Annotated in this window: 16 protein-coding genes; 3 read left to right on the top strand and 13 right to left on the bottom strand. The window is 43.6% G+C overall.

Annotation, left to right across the window (positions count from 1 at the left end; translation table 11 throughout):
• Positions 1 to 20: 20 nt before the first annotated feature.
• On the bottom strand, positions 21 to 3,089 hold the full coding sequence (locus tag GO495_RS21000) for a SusC/RagA family TonB-linked outer membrane protein (RefSeq protein ID WP_157301692.1): 3,069 nt from the start codon (positions 3,087 to 3,089) through the stop codon (positions 21 to 23).
• A 41-nt stretch (positions 3,090 to 3,130) separates the two neighbouring features.
• On the bottom strand, positions 3,131 to 4,429 hold the full coding sequence (locus tag GO495_RS20995) for a glucosidase family protein (RefSeq protein WP_157301691.1): 1,299 nt from the start codon (positions 4,427 to 4,429) through the stop codon (positions 3,131 to 3,133).
• A gap of 252 nt (positions 4,430 to 4,681) precedes the next feature.
• On the opposite strand from GO495_RS20995, the gene GO495_RS20990 reads away from it, so the two are divergent.
• A complete protein-coding gene (locus GO495_RS20990) occupies positions 4,682 to 5,383 on the top strand; it encodes a GntR family transcriptional regulator (protein ID WP_240915281.1) in 702 nt (233 codons plus the stop codon).
• A 45-nt stretch (positions 5,384 to 5,428) separates the two neighbouring features.
• Here GO495_RS20990 and GO495_RS20985 read toward each other — a convergent pair whose 3' ends face one another.
• Positions 5,429 to 6,049 (bottom strand): pyridoxamine 5'-phosphate oxidase family protein, encoded by a 621-nt coding sequence (locus GO495_RS20985; RefSeq protein ID WP_157301689.1) that lies wholly within the window; start codon positions 6,047 to 6,049, stop codon positions 5,429 to 5,431.
• 81 nt (positions 6,050 to 6,130) lie between these two features.
• Between GO495_RS20985 and pdxR the strand changes: the two genes are divergently transcribed.
• A complete protein-coding gene (gene pdxR / locus GO495_RS20980; RefSeq protein ID WP_157301688.1) occupies positions 6,131 to 7,597 on the top strand; it encodes a MocR-like pyridoxine biosynthesis transcription factor PdxR in 1,467 nt (488 codons plus the stop codon).
• On the opposite strand, the gene GO495_RS20975 is transcribed toward pdxR, so the two are convergent.
• The 9 genes from GO495_RS20975 to GO495_RS20935 form a co-directional block, all read right to left on the bottom strand.
• Positions 7,577 to 7,957: a VOC family protein gene (locus GO495_RS20975; RefSeq protein ID WP_157301687.1), complete on the bottom strand. Its 381-nt coding sequence runs from the start codon at positions 7,955 to 7,957 to the stop codon at positions 7,577 to 7,579. The genes pdxR and GO495_RS20975 overlap by 21 nt on opposite strands.
• A 213-nt stretch (positions 7,958 to 8,170) precedes the next feature.
• On the bottom strand, positions 8,171 to 8,869 hold the full coding sequence (locus tag GO495_RS20970) for a DUF3823 domain-containing protein (protein ID WP_157301686.1): 699 nt from the start codon (positions 8,867 to 8,869) through the stop codon (positions 8,171 to 8,173).
• A 10-nt stretch (positions 8,870 to 8,879) separates the two neighbouring features.
• A complete protein-coding gene (locus GO495_RS20965; protein ID WP_240915280.1) occupies positions 8,880 to 10,682 on the bottom strand; it encodes a RagB/SusD family nutrient uptake outer membrane protein in 1,803 nt (600 codons plus the stop codon).
• A gap of 13 nt (positions 10,683 to 10,695) precedes the next feature.
• Positions 10,696 to 14,094, bottom strand: coding sequence for a TonB-dependent receptor (locus GO495_RS20960; RefSeq protein ID WP_240915279.1), 3,399 nt, complete (start codon positions 14,092 to 14,094; stop codon positions 10,696 to 10,698).
• A 102-nt stretch (positions 14,095 to 14,196) separates the two neighbouring features.
• Positions 14,197 to 15,300 carry a FecR family protein gene (locus tag GO495_RS20955; protein WP_157301684.1) on the bottom strand — a complete coding sequence of 368 codons (1,104 nt, stop codon included), beginning with the start codon at positions 15,298 to 15,300 and terminating at the stop codon, positions 14,197 to 14,199.
• Positions 15,301 to 15,371: 71 nt separating this feature from the next.
• Positions 15,372 to 15,977: an RNA polymerase sigma factor gene (locus GO495_RS20950; protein ID WP_157301683.1), complete on the bottom strand. Its 606-nt coding sequence runs from the start codon at positions 15,975 to 15,977 to the stop codon at positions 15,372 to 15,374.
• Positions 15,978 to 16,022: 45 nt separating this feature from the next.
• Positions 16,023 to 16,322 carry a HigA family addiction module antitoxin gene (locus tag GO495_RS20945; RefSeq protein WP_157301682.1) on the bottom strand — a complete coding sequence of 100 codons (300 nt, stop codon included), beginning with the start codon at positions 16,320 to 16,322 and terminating at the stop codon, positions 16,023 to 16,025.
• A 10-nt stretch (positions 16,323 to 16,332) separates the two neighbouring features.
• Positions 16,333 to 16,614, bottom strand: coding sequence for a type II toxin-antitoxin system RelE/ParE family toxin (locus GO495_RS20940; RefSeq protein WP_157301681.1), 282 nt, complete (start codon positions 16,612 to 16,614; stop codon positions 16,333 to 16,335).
• 310 nt (positions 16,615 to 16,924) lie between these two features.
• The gene (locus GO495_RS20935) at positions 16,925 to 17,566 is read right to left on the bottom strand and encodes an START domain-containing protein (RefSeq protein WP_157301680.1); all 642 of its coding nucleotides are present in this window, start codon (positions 17,564 to 17,566) and stop codon (positions 16,925 to 16,927) included.
• Between the two features lie 172 nt (positions 17,567 to 17,738).
• Here GO495_RS20935 and GO495_RS20930 point away from each other — a divergent pair, with 172 nt between their 5' ends.
• Positions 17,739 to 18,530, top strand: coding sequence for a sterol desaturase family protein (locus GO495_RS20930; protein WP_157301679.1), 792 nt, complete (start codon positions 17,739 to 17,741; stop codon positions 18,528 to 18,530).
• Positions 18,531 to 18,607: 77 nt separating this feature from the next.
• Here GO495_RS20930 and GO495_RS20925 read toward each other — a convergent pair whose 3' ends face one another.
• A complete protein-coding gene (locus tag GO495_RS20925) occupies positions 18,608 to 21,139 on the bottom strand; it encodes a zinc-dependent metalloprotease (protein WP_157301678.1) in 2,532 nt (843 codons plus the stop codon).
• Between the last annotated feature and the right edge of the window lie 4 nt (positions 21,140 to 21,143).

The raw sequence follows: 21,143 nt of genomic DNA, 5'->3' as shown, positions 1-21,143 counted from the left end.
TTTGTTAGTTTTTTGATTGATTAAAGGCCAAGTGATACACCCAGGTTCCATACACGCGGACGTGGATAAGAGAAGAAATCCAGGTTTTGTGAGAACGCGTTATTAGCGCCATAACCAGAATTGAATGTATCTACTTCCGGATCATAACCTGTGTACTTGGTAATCAGGAATAAATTCTGAACGTTCGCATATATACGCAGGCGATTAATCTTCATCCTCTTATTGAAAGCATCAGGCAGTGTATATCCCAGTGTAAAGTTCTGCCCACGTATATATGAGCCGTCTTCAACCCACCAGGTATCAAAGTGAGAATCCTGGGTGAATTTATAACTACGTACCTGTGCCACCATTGTGTTCTGATGTTCCGGAGTCCAGGCGTCCAGTACAGTCTTCAGACTGTTTGCCAGTGTCTGCCTGTCTTCGGTAGAGTGTTTGAAAGTAGCAGCAGTGTTTACACCCTGTACAATACGTATATCGAATGAGAAGTCCCAGCCTTTATAAGCAAGGGTACTGCTGATAGTACCGGTCCATTTAGGATAGGCACGGCCTATAATGCTGTAGTAGTTGCTTCCGTCTGCATTGTACCTGTATTTTCTGTCGCCTGGTTTTAAACTGTGTTCTGCAGCCAATGCAGCTTCATCGGTGCTGTAAGTACCGAGTCGGGTCATCCCATAGAAAGAACCGATAGACTCTCCAACGCGCAATACATTCGTTTGTCCGAGGAAGTTAGGGCCAGGGAAGATATCTGCATTACCATTATTCAGCTTCAGTATTTTATTCTTGTTGGTAGTGAAAATGAAATTGGTAGACCAGGTTAAGTCTTTAGTCTGTACGTTGATGGTATTCAGATTCACTTCTATACCGGTATTTCTTACAGAACCTACGTTTTCGTATACATTGGCATTACGCATACCCGCAGACCATGGAATAGGCGCCTGTAATAATAAGTCTTTCGTAGTACGTCTGTAGTAATCAATATTCATATTGATACGGTCTTTAAAAAGACTGAATTCCAGACCTGCATCTGCCTGTAGTGAACGTTCCCATTTAAGATTAGGGTTACCGATATAACTTGGTAACAGGGTTGACTGACTCGCACCACCTAACACGGTCGTACTTGGCTGGATCTGAGCGATAGACTGGTACTGACCAATTTCCTGGTTACCGGAAACACCATAGCTGGCACGGAGTTTCAGGTTACTGATCCATTTGGTGTCTTTCATGAAATCTTCCTGCGAAATACGCCATGCAGCACCTGCGGACGGGAAGAATGCATATTTGTTATTCGCACCGAATTTAGAGGACCCATCATATCTGCCTGTGGCAGTAAACAGGTATTTTTCGTTGATGTTATAGGTAGCACGCGCAAAATAAGAGTTCATCGCCCATCTGTAACCAATGGACCCGGTATTGGAACGAACAGAACCTGCATTCAGGTATTCCCACTGGAAGAAGTCGTCCAGGAAATTCTGTGTTTCAGCCAGTACGACTTCCTGTCTGTATTCCTGGAAGGACACCCCCAGTAAAGCAGTCAGACGCTGATGCGGCGTTACCTGTTTGTTCCAGGTAAGATAGTTTTCAGACTGCCAGTAAGTATTGGTAGCGCTGGATACACGTCCAATACCGCCCTGATCCTGTGACAGGTGGGGCAGATCACTGGCGGAATAGAAATTGTTCTTTGAGGAACTCAGATTATAACCAAGGTCCGTTTTAAAGTCGAGGTCTTTTGCGATGTGGAACAACAGGTATACATCTCCCATTGTCTGCTGGGTATTAGTGATAGTATCCCTGCTTTTAGCGATATGCACTGGGTTTGGTCCTCCTTCCAATCCTGCGATATCGTTATTACCAGCCCAACTACCGTCCGGATATTTAACCGGCACGATAGGTACTTCTTCAGACACCATGCGGGGAACGTTCAGAGAACCGTTCCCATCAGACACCACATTCTGTTTGCTTTGAATGAGTGAGAAGTTACCGCCCACTGTTAGCCATTTTTTCACATCATTATCCACGGTAATCCTGGCTGAATATCTTTTAAACCCTGATTCTATCATCAGACCGTTCTGGTCCAGGTAACCCAGGGAAAGGCTGTACAATGATTTATCCGATCCGCCCTGGAAGTTCAGGTAATGACTGGTAGAAACAGCAGGTTTATATACTTCTTTTTCCCAGTTGGTATTATAAAGCGGTTTGTCATTTACATCAAACAGCTTTGGCAGACTGGCATGGTTTAATTGGACAGGAGGAGCCCAGGTACCACCGTTCGGGTCGAACTTGGTCGCATTTGCAAAAGCCAGGTTATAGACTTTTACAAACTCATCTGAATTTAATGTTTTCAGGTGCCGGGCCAGCGTACTCACGTTCACATTACCTTCGTAAGTGATACGGGACTCGCCACGAACACCGCGTTTGGTGGTGATCATGATCACACCGTTTGCACCTCTTGCACCGTAGATAGCCGTAGAAGAGGCATCTTTCAGTACTTCGATGGAGGCAATGTCATTTGGGTTGATGGCATTACCATCAGCGCCGATCACCCCATCTATTACATACAGCGGATCGATGTTAGAGTTGATGGAACCGATACCACGTACACGCACTTTAGCCACCTGGCCGGGAGTGCTGCTGTTAACGTTTACGTCCACACCGGCAACTTTACCCTGCAATGCCTGTGAGATATTCGGTACAGGTTTATCCATCAGCTGTTCCCCTTTCAAAGTAGTAACAGAACCGGTGAGGTCAGATTTTTTCACGGTACCATAACCGATTACGACCATCTCTGTTAAGTTCCCTACTTTTTGCGCTAAAGAGATTCTGAAATTTGTCTGAGAGCCTACAGTTATTTCCTGAGGAGAATAACCCGTATACGAGAATACCAGTACAGATTTTGCATCAGGCACCTGTAATGTAAAACTTCCGTCTACATTTGTGACAGTACCACTGGTGGTACCTTTGATGACAATATTAACACTGGGTAATGGTGATGCATCTTTTGCATCGGTGACCCGGCCGGTTATCTTCAGCTGGGCCATTGCATTCATGGAGAATAGAATGCATGCAAGGACATAAATAACGTTCCTTTTCATAACGAATCTTTTAGATGATGGGAATTGTATTTCTAAAAAGCTTATTTATTCTGGGCTGCCCACTGCCTTAGTAGCGTGATGGCATCAAACAGCACTCCTGCTTCTCCTCTAAAGTCTCCGGAGCCTTTCGGTTCTCCTGTTTGTACATCATACCATTCATAGAACCCTTTGTGTTCTATTGCACGGTCAATGATCGGGTTCAATTCATTCCACGCTTCCTTGGTAAATCCTTTTAGCACCAACGCCTGAATCATTCTTCCTCCGAACCATGTCCAGTCACCTGCGTTCTGGTAAACATAAGGTTTCATGTTTGGAAACTCTGTGGCGGGATAAGGCGGGTACACCGTTATCCCAATGGTAGCATGTTTTTCTTTCGAAGCCGCCAGTACCATTTGCCGGTTAATAGCGGCAATTTCTGCGGGTGTATGGAAACCCGCCAGTATTGCACAGGCAGTACCTCCTGTATATAAAATTCCTCTTTCGTTGAATGTTTTAGAAAAAGGGCTACCGTTCAGATAAATATGTGGAATGTATTTTTGAGACGCCGTCATCCATAGATGCTTACGTACATTTTTCTTTACACCTTCTGCTACCTGTTGCCAGTCTTTGGTCGCTTTGTAATTACGGGGTTTGATCTGTAAGAAATCATTTATCGCAATCACAAACATCGCATTATCGTAGATATCAACTGACCATTTTGTTTTATCATTGATCGCTACCCCCCAGCCTGTTTCAGGCTGTACATCGCCCCAGTCGATAGTCGTAGCGCCAATCACTAATCCATACCGGGCCGACCATCTCTCCCTGAGTATATAAGTTAATGCATCTTCCATTCTCTGCAATACGATCTTATCCCCTATTTTTTCTCTGAGTATAGACGTATCACCGGTAACATCAATGTATTTTTTTACTGCCTGTATTAACGATGACTCCTGGTCCGTTTCCACCGTGTTTTTATGTGCGGCCCATCCTGGCGCCAGTTCTGCATAACGGTACTTATACCCCACCGTTGCTTTTTTGCTGTCGATCACGCCATCAACGATATCTCCTGTATTGCCCTGCATTTTGAAGAACAACAGCAACATCTCTCTTACTCTTTCCTTTGATTGTACCTGTAAAGAACCTTTTATAAATGTGTTAAAATCCCTGATCCACACCTCTCCATATGAAGTTCCGGCAGCAAAGCCTGTCAGCAGGCGAAGCGCGCGGGACTGGATAGTATCCAGGCGATTATCAGTAAGAATAGTATCTGCAAGCTTCGATTGTGAATATGCTTTCTCAAAAAAAATACCGGGTAACCAACAGCTTACAATAACGGGAACTATAGCAATGTTTCTCATGGGTTTCTCAAATAACTATGTACAAACATATAAACAACATGTTACTAAAGCAAGAATTATTTTAAAATTTTAACATTTTGGACAACTTTAATCATTTATATTTAAATATCAATTGCTTATAAATATATAAATAATAATCAACTGTGATTTAGTAACGCCGATTGATCATACATACTTACAAATAAATTGTATTTTTAGGTATTTTTTCACTTTTTTACACTTATGAATTTTAGTATTGATCACAAAAATCCCTTGCCACTGCATCTACAGGCCGAAAATCTGTTGCGCACGATTATCAAGGATCCCCAGTATGCTGAGGGCAAATTCTTACCAAACGAAGTGCAGTTAGCAAAGCAGTTGGCCATCTCCAGGTCTACTTTACGCCAGGCATTAAACAAACTGGTGTATGAAGGTCTGTTGATCAGAAAGAAAGGGATCGGTACTAAAGTGGCAGAACCTGCTATCAGCTCAAAATCCAAGAACTGGCTGAGTTTTACGCAGGAAATGACAGCCAGGGGTATCAGTATCAAGAATTTTGAACTGCACGTTACCTGGACTATCCCCGATGAGACTGTTGCCAATTTCTTTGATATCAGTATGACGAAAAAAGTACTGAAACTGGAAAGACTAAGGGGCAAAGCGGAAGGACCATTCGTTTATTTTATCTCCTATTTTCATCCAAGAGTAGGTTTAACCGGTGATGAGGATTTCAAACGCCCGCTGTATGATATTTTAGAGACAGATCATATGGTAACGGCCACTCTTTCCAAAGAGGAAATCAGTGCAAAGGCTGCAGATAAATTCATAGCGGCTAAACTGGAAGTAGAACCGGGCACACCATTGCTGGTAAGAAAACGTTTTGTATATGACCAGGGCGAACGCCCGATCGAATATAACATAGGGTATTATAGGTCTGACAGCTTTGTATATACCGTAGAAAGCAGAAGAGAATAGTTCCCCGAAATCTTATTTGGGAAACAAACAATGAATAAAAACTTACTACCCCTGTAAGTGTGGCGGAAGGAGAATATGCTGACTTAATTCATCAGCTACCGGAGGCATTTTTTTAGTTTCCAGATTAATAATACCAGACCATATCGGCAGTGTTTTATCTTCCTCATCATCAATAGGCATCCCTGTACGGACTTTTGCAGATGCTTCGTCCAGTTTGAATGCTAACACTGTTGTCTTTTTCACCTCATTTTCTTTAACAGGCCGCACATAATCCCAGCTACCAGGTACAACTTTCTCCGTGAGCCATTGGAACATCGCTTTCTTTAACTCCGGGTCTTCAATCTTCTCTCCTTCAGCAAATATTACCACAGAACGGTAATTCATTGAATAATGGAAAGCCGACTTAGCCACTACCAGGGCATCGGCCAGGGTAACAGCAATACATACCGGTATCCCCTTTTCCAGTTCACGCATGAAATGACTACCTACTGATCCATGGATGTAGATCTTGTCCTCGTAGCGTACAAAGGCGGTAGGGATGGTAAACGGCTTATTATCAGCAACGTAGCTTACTGTGCAAAAGAAGGCCTCATCCAGGATGGGATAAATAGTGTCTGCATCAAAATGGGCGCGTTTGGCTAAACGGCTGGGAATTAGGTTTGCCATGTGTTTGTTTTTTACAAAGTTGTATCTTTATTGGATGGACATAATCGTCCAATTTAAACAAAACGAGTAGTCCAGTTTACTATGCAGGCACTTACAACCCTTCTTTCAATAGATAAGACAGTCCGTCAACCGGTATATCTGCAGATTTCCAATCAGTTAATGGAACTGGTTAAAAAAGGGACTTTACAGGCGGGGCATAAACTGCTGAGTACCAGAGAGCTGGCGGAGCAGCTGAACATCCACCGGAAAACGGTGGTGCAGGCTTATGATGAACTGCTGGCACAGGGCTGGCTGGAAAGTCACGCCGGTAGCGGAACATTTGTGGCTAAACACCTGCCGGAGATTAAACCTCAGCAGTTACTCAAAGAGAGTATAAACCCCGCTAAAATGGCTGGTTTTACGTTTAAAGAGGCCCCACATCTGAACAGGGAAGTTATTAAATCAAAGTACACCTATCACCTGGATGATGGTTTTCCCGATGCCAGGCTGGCGCCATTAGAAGACCTGTCAAGGGCCTATCGCAGCCAATTGCTGACAGGCAATGCTTATGCACGACTTGGTTATGGCGATACACAGGGATCTGCCTGGCTGAGACAGGAACTGTCCGTTTATCTGAATGAGACCCGGGGATTGAAGATTACTCCTGAGAACATACTGATCATAAGAGGCTCCGTAATGGGTGCATATCTGATCAGTACCAGCTTCCTGGAACGGGGAGATAATGTGGTAGTGACGGAACTCAGCTGGACAGGCGGCGGTAATATGAACTTCCTTCAGGCGGGCGCGAATATTATCAGGATAAAAGCGGATGAATATGGAATGGATGTGGATCACCTGGAACAGGTATGTCAGCAACAAACGATACGAATGGTATATGTGACATCCCATCACCACTACCCTACTACCGTAGCACTGCGCGCAGACAGGCGGATACAGCTATTGCGCCTTTCAGAGAAATATGGCTTTATCATTTTTGAGGATGATTATGACTATGATTTCCATTACCTGAGCAAACCATTACTGCCACTGGCTAGTGCTGACCAGTCGGGCATGGTGCTATACTGCGGGTCTTTTACAAAAACGATCTCTCCGGCTTTTCGTGTAGGCTACCTGGTAGGTTCAGAGAATGTCATTCAGCACCTTGCCAAACTACGCAGGATCATAGACCGGCAGGGAGATAACATGCTGGAAAATGCCATGGCAGAACTACTGCAGAGTGGTGTTATTCAAAAACACCTGCGCAAGTCTTTACGTGTGTACAGAGAAAGACGCGATGTGTTTTGCAAGCTGCTGAAAGAACAGTTAGCTGATTATGTACAATTCCAGGTACCGGATGGAGGCATGGCCGTATGGACTACATTCGATCCTGCAATTGACCTTGTTACACTGGCACAAAAATCACTGCAGAAAGACCTCTATTTCTCCGATAACCTATGGCATAAAAATGCAACACTGCAGGTAAACGCTACCCGTCTGGGCTTTGCATCCAGTACACCGGAAGAACTGGCGCAAAGCATTGATATACTATCAGGATTGCTGAAGCACTGATAAGATGTTGCCTGCCGGATCTGCAAACCAGGCAATTAATGGCCCGCCACCACGGAAAATACCTTTCTCATCTGTTTTCAACTCCCCGTCATAATGCAGGAATTTCACACCTTTAGCGGTCAGTTCGTCAACAGCCTTATCAATATTTTCTACAGGAAAATTCAGGATAGTAAAAGTTGCCGGGGTATGATTAGGTTTTGGATAGATGATAATGTCCGTACCACCTGCTATATGTAATGTTAGTATCATCATTTCCGGCTTCTCAGAAACGTTTAACCCCAATACGTCATGATAGAATGTTTTAGCCTTCTGTATATCATTCACTGAAAATCCGCTGAATGCTTTGGTGTTAGTAAACATGGCATTAATATTTTGGTGTCTGTAAATCTACCCTTATTAAATAAGTTATACAGGGGGCATATACGGCAATATACGGGTGTAATTGCGACAACAGCTACAGATAGAGAAAGAATCCGGCGGGCATTACCCCAATGTAAAATGTATTTTGGTAAAGGTTAAGGTAGCTGTTACTTAATAGTCACTTTATCATTATACCGGACTCTGTCAATATTATCAGGGTACTTCTACCTTTATTATTTCTGAATAATTGAACTGTTTGTAACTATCATTTACACGCACGCCTACTCTTGCATAAAATGTTCTGCCCTGTTTCAGATCGGGAACTTTTACTTCATAAATTGTTTGCGCAATGAGATCAGACCAGTTACTGTTAATGTCTATTTTATTAGGATCAGTATACTGGCTGATAGTAGCGCCACTGCCCACATAACTATCAACATTCACAAAAGGTTTTACATCAATAATTGCAGGTAAACCTTCTTTAACAGGAGCATCGAGGTTAAAGCGCATGATGAGCGTATCTCCCGATAAACGATGCTCAAAATTGATGATACGCAGATATGGTGTAAGCTGAAAATCATGCGTGGTAAGTCCTTTGATATCCAGTTCAATACCCGCAACCGGCCAGAAGGCCCCATTAACAGGCGTAACACGGTAATGACCACTGAAGAGTTTAGTATCCTCAAATGTGCCATCGGATTTAGAAGGGATATACTGAGGAGTAGGTGTAGCGCTCCAGCTCAGTTCTTCCAGCTTAATCTGTGTGCCACCGGTTTCTGTAAGGAAATTGTTTTTGCTATCAGTACTGTCTATCAGTCTGCCTTTAAAACCGGCATCAGGACCAGGAAGATTATCGGTTTTAGTACAGGCTATTGCGGAGAATAAAAATAACGCGGTTATTATATTTTTCATGATGGCAATTTTAGAAGTTCGGGTTATTAGGATATAAATTCGGGTTCTTTCCTAATTCGCCTCCGGGTATGGGTTCATAGTAAAACTTCTTTTCGAAAGTATAGGAGCGCTGGAAAGGTTCCGGTTCGCGAAGGAAAATGTATTTATCTTCATCCGCTACATAGTAAGGAAGCAGGGCATGGAATTTTGTATTATCCAGTACCTTGTCGGCAATCCTCCATCTCCTCAGGTCCCACCAGAATTGTTTTTCAAAGGCCAGCTCTTTGCAACGTTCATTCCTCACGGTATCTATTGTAATCACACCACTAACAGCAGGTGCACCGGCACGGTCCCTGATCTGGTTGAGGATAGTGATAGCATCACTGGTATTGTTTAATTCCATCGCAGCTTCTGCACGGTTCAACAACACTTCCGCATAACGGATATCAATCCAGCTCTGGGTACTCATGTAAAGACCACATTGCGACTGATCCCGTTTATAGTCTACATATTTGCGTACATAAAAACCGGTGCGGGTCATATCATCACCATTGGTGCTAACACCGGTGAAACCGATAATACGTTTGCCATTATAGAGCGCATCCGTACTTCCGGACAAATGACGGGAAGACAGGTTAGGTGGATTGTTACCCAGTTCCGCTGCCGCTGTTCCCGTGAAATGGTCATATATCCCCCGCTGGGTGTCAAACTGCCTCCCTCTGAGCGTAGCGCCGGGGAAGTATACAGTGGCCAGTAAACGGGGCTCCGTCCCCTGCATAAGTTCCGCTGTATTGTTGAAGCGACGGGGCGTACCATCAGCGTTAACAACAGGTAAACTACCTGCAAAACGTTCCACGAATTCCAGGGTTGGATAAGCACGGGAAAGGCCATCTGCCGTCATGTAGCGGCAGGTCATGGTAGCGTCCCAGCTATGAGCAGTATTGCTGGTGAGAGAATAATCCCTTACAAGTATATTTTCCGGACTATCCCCATCTAAAAAAAGGTCCGCATAGTTCTGTTCCTTATTATCGGGTTTCTTCTTATACAGGTCGTAATGACCTTCCACTAAATGCGCTGCGTCCCATGCCTGTTGAAAGAAAGCATTCGCCTCAGCGGCAGGAATACCGGCATATCCCTGGTCCCTTGCATCACCGGCTACAAAGTTGAGGGAACCATATTTTGCAATACTCCCAGCGTATAACATGGCCCTTGATTTCAGGGCAGCAGCCACATAACGGTTCGCTCTTCCCCTGGCGCTGGTTTCAGGCATCAGGTTATATGCACTATCCAGATCGGCAGCAACGAATTTCCAGACATCCACTTCCTTATCCCTGTGTACCTGCAATTCTTCCAGGCTCTGTTCCGGGTAGTTCTGTACTGTTTTGATAATGGGAATCCCCCCATATCTTTTCACCAGGGCAAAGTAAAAATAGGCCCGGCAGAAATAAGCCTCGCCCAGCCATTGATCCACCTTCTCTTTCGAAAAGTTAATGGCATTCTTTGGCAGGTTTTCTATCAGGTAATTCACCGTACGGATATCTGCATAAGGCCAGTAGCCAAAGCCTCCTGCCCCATCGCCGGTACCGCCATAAGGCCCTGCCAGTTCCCCGCATAAAGCCCCGGGATGATAAAACAGTTCCCATCCGCGGTCAAAACCACTGCCTTCCTGGCGATAGTAAAAGTCCTCTATCGGCAGGGCCTTATAAATAGTGGCCATGTACGCCGTAACACCATTTTCATTGTTGAATACGTCCTTGTCCTGGATGATATTCAATGGTGGTACGTCTAATTTATTACAGGATATAAAAAGTAAAATTATAAGTAGCTTTTTCATGTGGTTGTACATTTTAAAAAGTGATACTGGCACCTAAGCTGTATGTTCTGTTCATCGGATATTTGTACCCTCCCTGAGAGTAATTCCAATCTGTGCCATCTGCTACTACACCGGGATGTTCGGGATCACTGTTTTTAAGACCTGTAAAAGTGGCCAGATTGTAACTGTTGATGTATACTCTTACACTGTGTATACCTGCTTTATGCAACAGGACTACCGGCAGTGTATATCCTATTTCAAGAGATTTAATGCGCAGGTAAGCAGCGCTCTGCACTGCACGGGAACCTTCTGCAACAGGAGAACCCATCGCAGGATAATAACCCGGCACCCATACTGTATTAGGATCAAAAACATCTGCATCAGGATCAGCCGTATGCCATCTGTCCAGGAACTGGGTGAGGGAACTTCTTCCGTACATCAAAGGGGAGGCCATCTGTTCCGCGTATTGTACGTAGAACTTAGTAGCTCCCTGTAATAACATGTTCAGGTCAAATCCTTTCCAGCCGGCACCGACAGATACACCATAGTTGATCATTGGCAGGTCTCTTACAGCAATAGGTGATTCATCCTTCGCATCTATTACGCCATCATTATTCCAATCGGTATAATAGTAATCTCCTGGTACTACATTCTGATTACCACCACCCGCATTTACATTATGATTATAAATCTGATCATAAGAGGTGTATTGCCCTCCGTATTGTTTACCCCACCAGATATTGGTGTAGCGGTCCTGCTGGGAGTTCTTCCAGTTCTCATAAGAATTACCTGCCTGTGTTTGTTCCACATGACGTGTCATTGTTCTGGTGGAAGAAATATTAGCGCTGATATTATAGGTGAACTCACCGATATGATTACGATGGGTCAGCAGGAATTCTATTCCTTTTGTCCGATCGCTGTTGAGGTTTTCCTGCGGAAGATTAGTGCCCACAGTACCGGGTAATGTAGTGGTCCTTGTAGCAGGTAATCCGTCCCTGTTCCTGATGAAGTAATCAACAGAACCACCTATTAACCCTCTCCATAAATCCAGGTCTAATCCTATGTTTAAAGTTTTGGCCGTTAACCAGGTAAGGTTAGGGTTCACGACTCCTCTTGAGGCCAGGCCGTTTATATAATTGCCACCAAAAATATATCCGTTTACCGGGTAGTTATAACCGGAGAATGACTGGAAAGCAGTAAATGCATCATCCCCTGTTTTGCCATAGGAAGCACGGACCTTCAGGTTACTCAGGATACGGGAAGGAATGATGTGCTGTATAAAAGGTTCTTCACTCAAACGCCATCCTGCAGAAGCTGCAGGAAAGAATCCCCATTGTCTGGCAGCATTGAATTTACTGGAACCATCATAACGGAAACTAAAATCGAGGATGTATTTCGACTTGAAATCATATCCAAACTTCCCTACCAGTCCGCGGGTCACGATTTCTCCCAAACCACCGCCATCCATAGATCCTACCTGGTTGTTCACATCCCCTGCAAACAGGTAAGGGATGCCCAGGGAGAATTCCCTTTGTGCATAGAAGTTATCTGTTTTTGTATCACTTTCCTCATATAATAACAACCCTGTAACGTTATGTACCTGGTTGAACCGTTTACTATAATTCAGCGATAACTGGAATAAACCGGAAGTAGTATTCCCGTAATTACGGTTCACAGTAGAAGGTGTGTTAACCAATGTTGCCAGGTATTGCTGGCTCTGCGGATCGTATTGATACAGACTGTAGGCTTTCTTTATCTGTGTATTATCATTGATATTAAAACCATAGTTATACATGGCTTTTGCTGTTAGTCCTTTAAGACCGGGAACGTCATATTCGAGTCCTAACTGCCCCTGAAAGTTTTTGTTCTTATACATCTGAGAGCCAGCATAATCTGAATTAGTGATCACTACCGGATTAGCGTTATCCGGCTCCAGGTGAGGATATAACGGATTATTGTTGGCATAGATCTGATCAGTAGGCAACTGGTTCCAGGTATATTTAAACATTTCCCATACGCCTCTTCCGCCCGGTTGATTTTTTGTATCGAGATAGCCGGAAGTAAGGATCTGCGCTCTTAAACGGTTCGTGATTCTGGCATTGATATTAGAACGGAAATTCCAGCGGTTATAATTCATATCTCCGCTCTTAAACATACCATCCTGTTTAAGATAACCCAGGTTAAAGAAGTAGTTTACTTTCTCACTGCCTCCGTTTACACTTAAAGTATGTTGTATTTCAGGAGCAAATTTCCGCATAGTAGCATCTACCCAGTTGGAAGATTGTAAAGTACCGTTCTTATACAGGTCTATATCCGCCTGTGAAAAAGCAGGCGGCATCTGTATGAAATAGTTATTGCCAAAATCCCTTTTCTGCTGTTCATTTTTGAGTGTCATATAATCGATGGCATTCACACTTTCCGGAACGTTCAGGAATTGCTGCCAGCTTTGATTAACGGAGTAAGTGATATCGAATTTACCATTCTCACTCTTTGTGCCTTTCTTTGTGGTGACCAGTATCACCCCATTTGCAGCACGTACCCCATAGATGGCGGCAGTGGCATCTTTTAACACGGAGATGCTTTCTATTTCATTAGGGTCCATACGCGACAGGTCGCCGCTTCCTCTTGGTACACCATCTATTACCACCAAAGGATTACCGAGTCCACGAATATCAAAAACATTATCATAGGCGCCCGGTTCACTGCTTTTTTGCAGGATGCGCATACCAGGCACTTTACCGGTGAGCATATTAACAACGTTCTCATTTTTAGTAGTCGTGATCTCTTCTCCTTTTAATGTGGAGATAGCGCCTGTTACACGGACTTTCGCCTGTGTTTGTCCATATCCTACCACTACCACATCATTCAGACTGCTTACAAACGGAATAAGGCGTATGTTAAAAGTGGTATTATCACCTACCACAATTTCCTTTGTAGCATAACCAATGTAAGAGAATTGCAGCACGGATTCTTTATCCGGTACATTCAATGAGAAGTTGCCGTTTTCATCTGTGGTGATGCCTGTCTGGGTACCCTTTACCTGCACATTTACTCTTACAAGGGGAGCGCCGGCACTATCTGTAACCCTTCCGGTGATCCCTATCAGCTTTACCGGCTGTTGCGGCTGACTATCTGCAGGTTTCATTTTTATCACCACTGTTTTACTGATGATATCATAAGAAAGCGGCTGGTCTTTCATGCATAATTTCAATGCATCGTCCAGCACAGCATCTTTTATGTGAATACTTACGGGCTTTGCAAGCGCAAGCAGGCGATCATTATACAGGAAGTTATACCCGCTTTGTTTGTGAATATCTCTAAAGACTTTTTCAAGCGGAACATTATTCTCTGACAATGAGATTTTCTGTTGAGAAAACCCTGTCGCACTCACCTGCAGGAATACTACTATGGTCAGGAAGATTGTCATTTTCATACAGGGGAAGATTTTAGACAGGTCAATAGCGGGCATACGCCTGCTATTGCAAGCTGGATAGAGTTGCATAGTTTCGTGGAGTTTATGTTTGCGGTTTAAGTATTATTGTTTCATAACGGTTGCTTTTCTATTCTCTATTTTGAATGTAACATCTCCTGCCAGTTCCAGCATTTTAAATACTTCAGATACAGATACATTTTTGGTGATATTACCACTCAGGTAGATGTTCAGTGAATCTTTATAATTGATGTCTACATCGTACCATCTTGATAACTGTCGCATTATTTCATAGATACTGGTATGATGGAAGGAGAATTCCCCGTTTTTCCAGGCAATGGCTTCGTCTGCATCAGCCTCCCGGATGTCCATTCCTACTGCCTGCTGACCAGGTTTTAGCAGGTGATCATTCTTTCCATCGGATATATTTACCGCACCTTCTATCAGTGTTGTTTTTATTGCTGCTTCATCGGTATAGGCCATTATATTGAAACGGGTCCCCACATCTTTTATATTCATTCCTGCTGCGTGGACACTGAAAGGCATATTTTCATTATGTACTACTTCGAAATAGGCTTCTCCTGTTAAGGTAACTTCTCTTTGTTTTCCGGTAAATGCCACAGGGTATTTCAAAGAAGATGCGGCATTCAACCATACTTCCGTACCATCCGGCAGGGTGATCCGGAATTGTCCGCCACGTGGAGTGGACAGCGTATTGTAGCTGACGCTCCCATCTGAATTCCGCGCATTGTATTGCAGTTTTCCACCTTGTTGCTGAATAGCGGTTCTCCCTTGTTGTATCAGCCTGTTACCGGCGCTGTCCAGTGTTATAGTGCTACCATCGGCCAGTGTCAGGATTGCCTTATTACTACCGGGCATGATATCCTGCCGGACAGGATCGCTTTTATGCGTATGCCGGTAGAAACCGCCTGCGATGACCAATAGCAGCATTGCGGCAGCTGCGGCAGCGTATCTGCGGATGTTTACCTGTTTTGCGGGTTTCTTTTTCACAATACGGTTAAACATATGGTCCCAGTCTACCTCCTCTGCAACAGGACCAGCCCGGGTTTGCCTGAATTCTTCATCCAGCAGGTCAGCCACGGTTTCATGTTCAAGTGAAGCATATAGTTCTGTCAATTCTTCTTTAGAACAGCGGCCGTCCATATATTGTCGCAATAAATACCGCAACCTTTCTGCTTGAGTGGACATGTTGAGTATATTTATAAGTATGACGATTCTGACTACGGCATATAACCGTTTTGAGAGAAAGTTTTTTTATGCTACAGCAGTTGGTCCCAGCTGCTGATCCAGAAACCAATGGCAATCAGGGCAGAATGCTGCTCCAGGAAGGATTTAATGTATTTAAGTACTTCTACCAGTATATTATTGATCCTGCTTTTAGACAGGCCCAGTCGCCGGGATATTTCAATATGGCTTAACCCTTCCCTGCGGCTCATATTAAAAACGAGTTGTTTCTGCCGGGGAAGGCGGAGTAATGCCTGATCTATCAACTGATAATATTCCTGTGACTGTAATTCATTTTCCAGGCTGTTATCTTCCTCACCCGAAAAACTAAGCCATAACCGATCAAGTAAACGTTGGTCTCTGGCTATTTTACGCATATTATCCAGGGCTTTATTCCTGGCAATCACATAACAGTAATGTCCCGGTTTATCAATAAAAGGCAGGCTTTCACGGCTGGTCCATATTTTCATAAAGGTATCCTGCACAATCTCTTCTGCATCGGCCTTAGACCTGGTTAAACGCTCTACAAAGGTAAAAATGAGTGGGGTATAATGGTCAAAGAAACAACGGAACGCGGTTTCATTGCCCTGTGCTATCTGTTGCAGCAGTTCTTTTTCATTATGTAAGCCGTCTACATACAAGTTTTCGTGGAATTTGCTATAAATTTAGGCAAATTGCTCAATAATCTACATCGCCTTTCCGGGAACATAGCGGGCGATATGAGCAACCTTGCCGCTTTCCTGCACTTTCCATAAATCATACTGGGATTGTAAATCCAGCCAAAGCTGTGCCTCTATACCGAAGGCCAACTCTAAACGCCAGGCCATTTCGGGAGAAACACCCGCCTTTTCATTGGCAACCTCAGAAAGCTGCTTGCGGCTTACCTGCAATATTTCTGCCGCTTTTGTGACAGTTAAATTCATTTCTTTTAAGACATCCTCCCTGAGAATTGCACCAGGGTGGGATGGTTTCATCTTGCGCTTCATTTGTGTCTTTTTAGTGATAATCTAAATAATAAACATCGTAGACATTTTCTTCCTCAAAACGGAATATGATCCTGTAGTTACCTGTGACTGAAACAGCACAGAAGCCTTCATAATTACCGCTGAGATAGTGAAATTTATACCCGGGTATTTTCTTCAATGGTTCTACGGTTTTAATTACATTTAAGACCGTAAGAATACGTGTGATTTTATCCACTTGCATGGGCGGAAGTTTTGCGGGATCGTTTTTTTCCCACAACAACCGTAGCCCTTTGTGTGCTATGGTTTCGATCATAATCAAAGATACATTGTAACCAGATAGGTTACAAATTTTTTTTAGAAGTGAGAAAATATTTACTCCCTTATAGCAGAATAAGGCGAGTCTTTTGTATAGGTTAACTAATACATCACATGTACAATCCTGAACAAACAATCGGTTAACAACTCTATAATAAAGCTAATTTATACAAATTTTATTCTCACAACAAAATTTTGATCAATAGGTAGTAGCTCAGTTTGATTTATTTTGATTAAGGGTTTTGCAGGGCGTTGCCCTGCATCTAAAAATCATACTGAGTTACTACCGATCAGAGGAGTGTTATTATTTACTCTTTAATGTATGCAAGCGTTACATTTTTATACTCTGCTTTACTCAGTTGTACTTTCAGGTTTTTGAAAGTTTCGTGAGGACCTTTCGCTACAAAAAGATTTACGAGCCATGCAGGTAATGAACCACCCGGATCAGTTTCCAGGGTGTATTCTATCTTTACGTTATTCTTCTGAGGAGTGAGCACCCATTTACCATACGAGCTTCTGACACGGACAATGTCTTTCTTTTCAGGTAAGTAATTGCTGACTACCGGTCCGTCTATCGTGACCACTTTTGTGTGCGGGTCCTGCGTGACTTTTAAATGGGCTATAAAATCGCGGTTACTAATAGGCCAGGGTAAACTTACTTCTGAATAGTAATACAGTTCGCCCGCATTTACCTTCTTTAATAAAGTGCTTGATTTTGTACTGTATACCCATTCTGCTGCTGTATTTACATCCATAATAACAGTAACCAGCTGTGATAAAGTAACGGGTAAGGCACATTTTACCTTGATACCTTTGAGATGAGAATTCTCAAGGGGTTTGGTGTAAATCTCGATTCCTTCTTTGCTTTGCTTCAGTTTCCAGTCTTCCTGTCCTTTACAAAAAAGGGAAAACAACATTACCGTGCTAAAGATCATTAATTGTTTGTTCATTGCTATCAGTCTATTATCCGGCAACAAATTTACGAATAATCAAACTCATAATGGGGGTACTATCCCGTATGAAAGTGCCACTTCACCCCTTTATTTGTCCGTTTCACTGGTTTTTACCCAAAAAACAGCTTATAATGGGCAGACCTTTGCTATTGTATTAAAATCAACGATCATGCATATTCCGGGACATCACAGGTTAATAATACTGGCTTTTCTTTCCGTGTTAATACTGGCGGAAATATGCTGGAGCTGGCGGAATGATAAAAAAGTTTATCAGGTGAAGGAAACAGCGACCAACCTCCTCATACTGGCAGGGTTCCAGGTATCCAAAGTACTGTTTGCCGGTTATCAGCTGGCTATTATAGGGTTAGCCACCCGCATTGCACCTGTTCATTTACCGCATACCTGGTGGTTTTTTGGGATCACCTTTATAGTGGCCGACTTCCTTTATTACTGGTTTCACAGGATATCACATATATGGCAGCCATTATGGGCCTTTCATCTCATTCATCACTCTTCCCCTCTGATGAATTTAACAACAGCTTACCGGCTGAACTGGTTCAGCGCGCTGGTAAGCCCGGTATTCTTTGTACCGGCAGCACTGATAGGGCTGCCAACTGGTTTTATAGCGGCTTCTTACGGTTTAAACCTGCTTTACCAGTTCTTCCTTCATACAGAAGTAATTGACAAATTAGGGCCTGTAGAGGGCATTATGGATACCCCTTCTGCACATAGGGTACATCATGGCTCTAATCCCCTTTATCTCGATAAGAATTTTGGTGGTGTATTTATGATCTGGGACAGGCTTTTTCACACCTACCAGCCTGAAACAGAGAAAGTAAAATACGGCCTTACTACCGGGTTTAGCAGTAACAGACCATTAGTGCTGATATTTCACGGCTTCAGACAGTGGTTCGTGAAAACAAAATCCCCTGCCACGGACATAGCAGGGGATAAAATCTAAATCTAACCGGTCCCTGAACAGGGCCCGGATGTTTATGTGCTTATATGCGATGACCCGCTATAGAAATAGACCGGGATTTATGCATCTTTGTCATTTGGTGCTTTTAACTTCTTTGTGATCTTGTCATCCAATTCTTTCAGATGCAGTTTCGTTTGTTTGTTAAGCGCCGGGTTCTGCATTCCTTTCTTACAAAGCGCCTGCAACTGGTGAAGATTATCTTTTATGATCTCAGGTAAATCTGAGATATACATATGAAAGCTGTAGTTTCCCAGCATAGTATAGGCATCCGGAGCAATAGTAGCTTCTTCCAGCAAACGGCTTACATAGATCTTCTGCAGATCACGCCTGTAGATATCAATGTTCTTACCTGCATAAATTTCTGTGAAGACACCTTTGTTCAGGTCGGTCATGTATTCCTGTATAGTATACACTTTGTCCTTCGCATTTACCTCCTGGTTTACTATCCTGCTAAGACGGTCCCTGTTGATGAGGCCATTGATAAGTTCAATCTGTAAAGAGGAAAGCTCAATGGTAAAATTCATCGGCAGCCTCTCTACGATACTCCTTTCATTCAGCCACATAGGCGTTGCCAGTACTTCTTTACAGATAAACGCTACAGCTTCTTTCTGACGGGCATAATCTTCTACCTCATAAACCGGACCTGCTTCAGTAGATAACTTTACATTATGATAGATGCCCCCGATGTTCTTCATCACATGACCTAAATAACGTGCATACTGAGAGAAAAGGACCTCATAGGTATGTTGCATTTCTAATGACGACTCTCCGGGTACGACAGTCCATTCCGCTATATGCGGCATAATTCGCTGCAGGTTTTTAATCCCATACATGCCGGCTTTCATTGCATCGTCACCAAGATCTTCACTCTGACTTCTTGCGTCATATTGTTCCATTTCGCTACCAAACCACAGACGGTGATTCTTAGCCAGACTATCTGTTACTACTTTAGTAAGCGCCAGTTTCTCTTCTTCTGCGGTCTTATATTCAGGATGCCATCTGTAACCCCATTCAATGGCCCATTTATCATAGTCACCGATACGTGGATATAATCCGGCAGCACTGATGTTATCTTCCGGCTGCGCTACATAGTTAAAACGTGCATAGTCCATGATGGATGGTGTGTGACCATGTACTTCTACCCATGCCTTATTACGCAGGTTCTCTACCGGTACGGTGGAACTGGAACCAAAGTTATGCAGCAGACCTAATGTATGACCTACTTCATGAGAAGATACAAAACGCACCAGGTCTCCCATCAGGGTGGTGTCGAACACCGGTTTCCTTGCACGTGGATCAACCGCCGCACACTGGATCAAATACCATTTCTGCAGTAACTGCATCACGTTATGGTACCAGAAAATATGACTTTCCAGGATCTCTCCGCTTCTTGGGTCAGCTACGTTGGGCCCCATTGCATTTGCTATTTCAGAAGGACGGTATACAATAGCCGCATGTCTTGCATCGTCTATGCTCCAGGTGCTGTCTTCTTCTTTCGTAGGCGCTTCTCTGGCATAAATCGCATTCTTGAAACCTGCCTGTTCAAATGCTTTCTGCCAGTCGTTCACTCCTTTTATCAGGTAAGGCACCCATTGCTTTGGAGTTACAGGATCTATATAAAATACAATTGGTTTGATGGGCTCTACCAGTTCACCTCTTTTATATTTCTCAACATCTTCCGGCCTGGGTTCCAGTCTCCAGCGACGGGCAATCACTTCGTACTGTACATTCTGCGGATTCGTTTCATAGTCTCTGTGCGCTACACCAAAGTACCCTACACGATCATCCATGTACCTTGGCTGCATAGGTTTAACAGGCAACAGTACCAGGGACGCATTCAGCTCCACAGTATAACAGGCCGCTGTAGGATTAAGTCCGGCGGTGTATGTCTTCACCGCAGTAATCTCTACGTTGGTAGGGAAAGTATGAATGGTCTTTATATAACTCCGTTCATTCACCTGCGATCCCATGCCGGCCCTTGCTTTAAACGCCGCCCGCTGGAAATAAATGTTATCATTATCACGGTTCAGGAAATCCGTGGCATCTACCACTACACCGGCAGAATCCGCACTGTACGCTAATACAGGGAACGCCTCTACAATAGCCATGATATTGTTTTTCTGCAAACCCGCATAAATAGAGATGCTGCTGTCTTTTGCGTATTCTGCAAAGGAAATACGTCTCATGAAGATCTTGTTCTGCGGTCCTTTTTCAAAGCGGTATACCGTTTCTCCGATCTGATCACCAGCATAACCACTGGCCCCGTTACGCATTTCCGTAGAGGCTTTAGATACTCTGCTCACAATCATGATATCGCGGTTAAAGAGACTGTCCGGCAATTCGAAATAGTACTTGTCATCTTTAGACGTATGTACCGTAAAGAATCCCCTGCTGGTAGTCATATCCTTTGTAATGACATCTTTGTAAGGCTTTATTTTAGGTGGTTCTTTTTTCCTGGTAGAATCTGATGCCGGTGCGGCTGCAGCCACCACCTTTTTCTTTTTTCGCCATTGTGCGCTGGCAAGTGTACTCATACCCAACAGGGCAAACAATACCATACAAGCGAAAAATTGTATTTTCCGTTTAGACATAAAA

Source organism: Chitinophaga oryziterrae (assembly GCF_009758125.1).
In the GTDB taxonomy this organism is placed as follows: Bacteria; Bacteroidota; Bacteroidia; order Chitinophagales; family Chitinophagaceae; genus Chitinophaga; species Chitinophaga oryziterrae.
The sequence above is the reverse complement of the archived record's forward strand: the minus strand, read 5'-3'. Positions and strand labels throughout refer to the sequence as shown.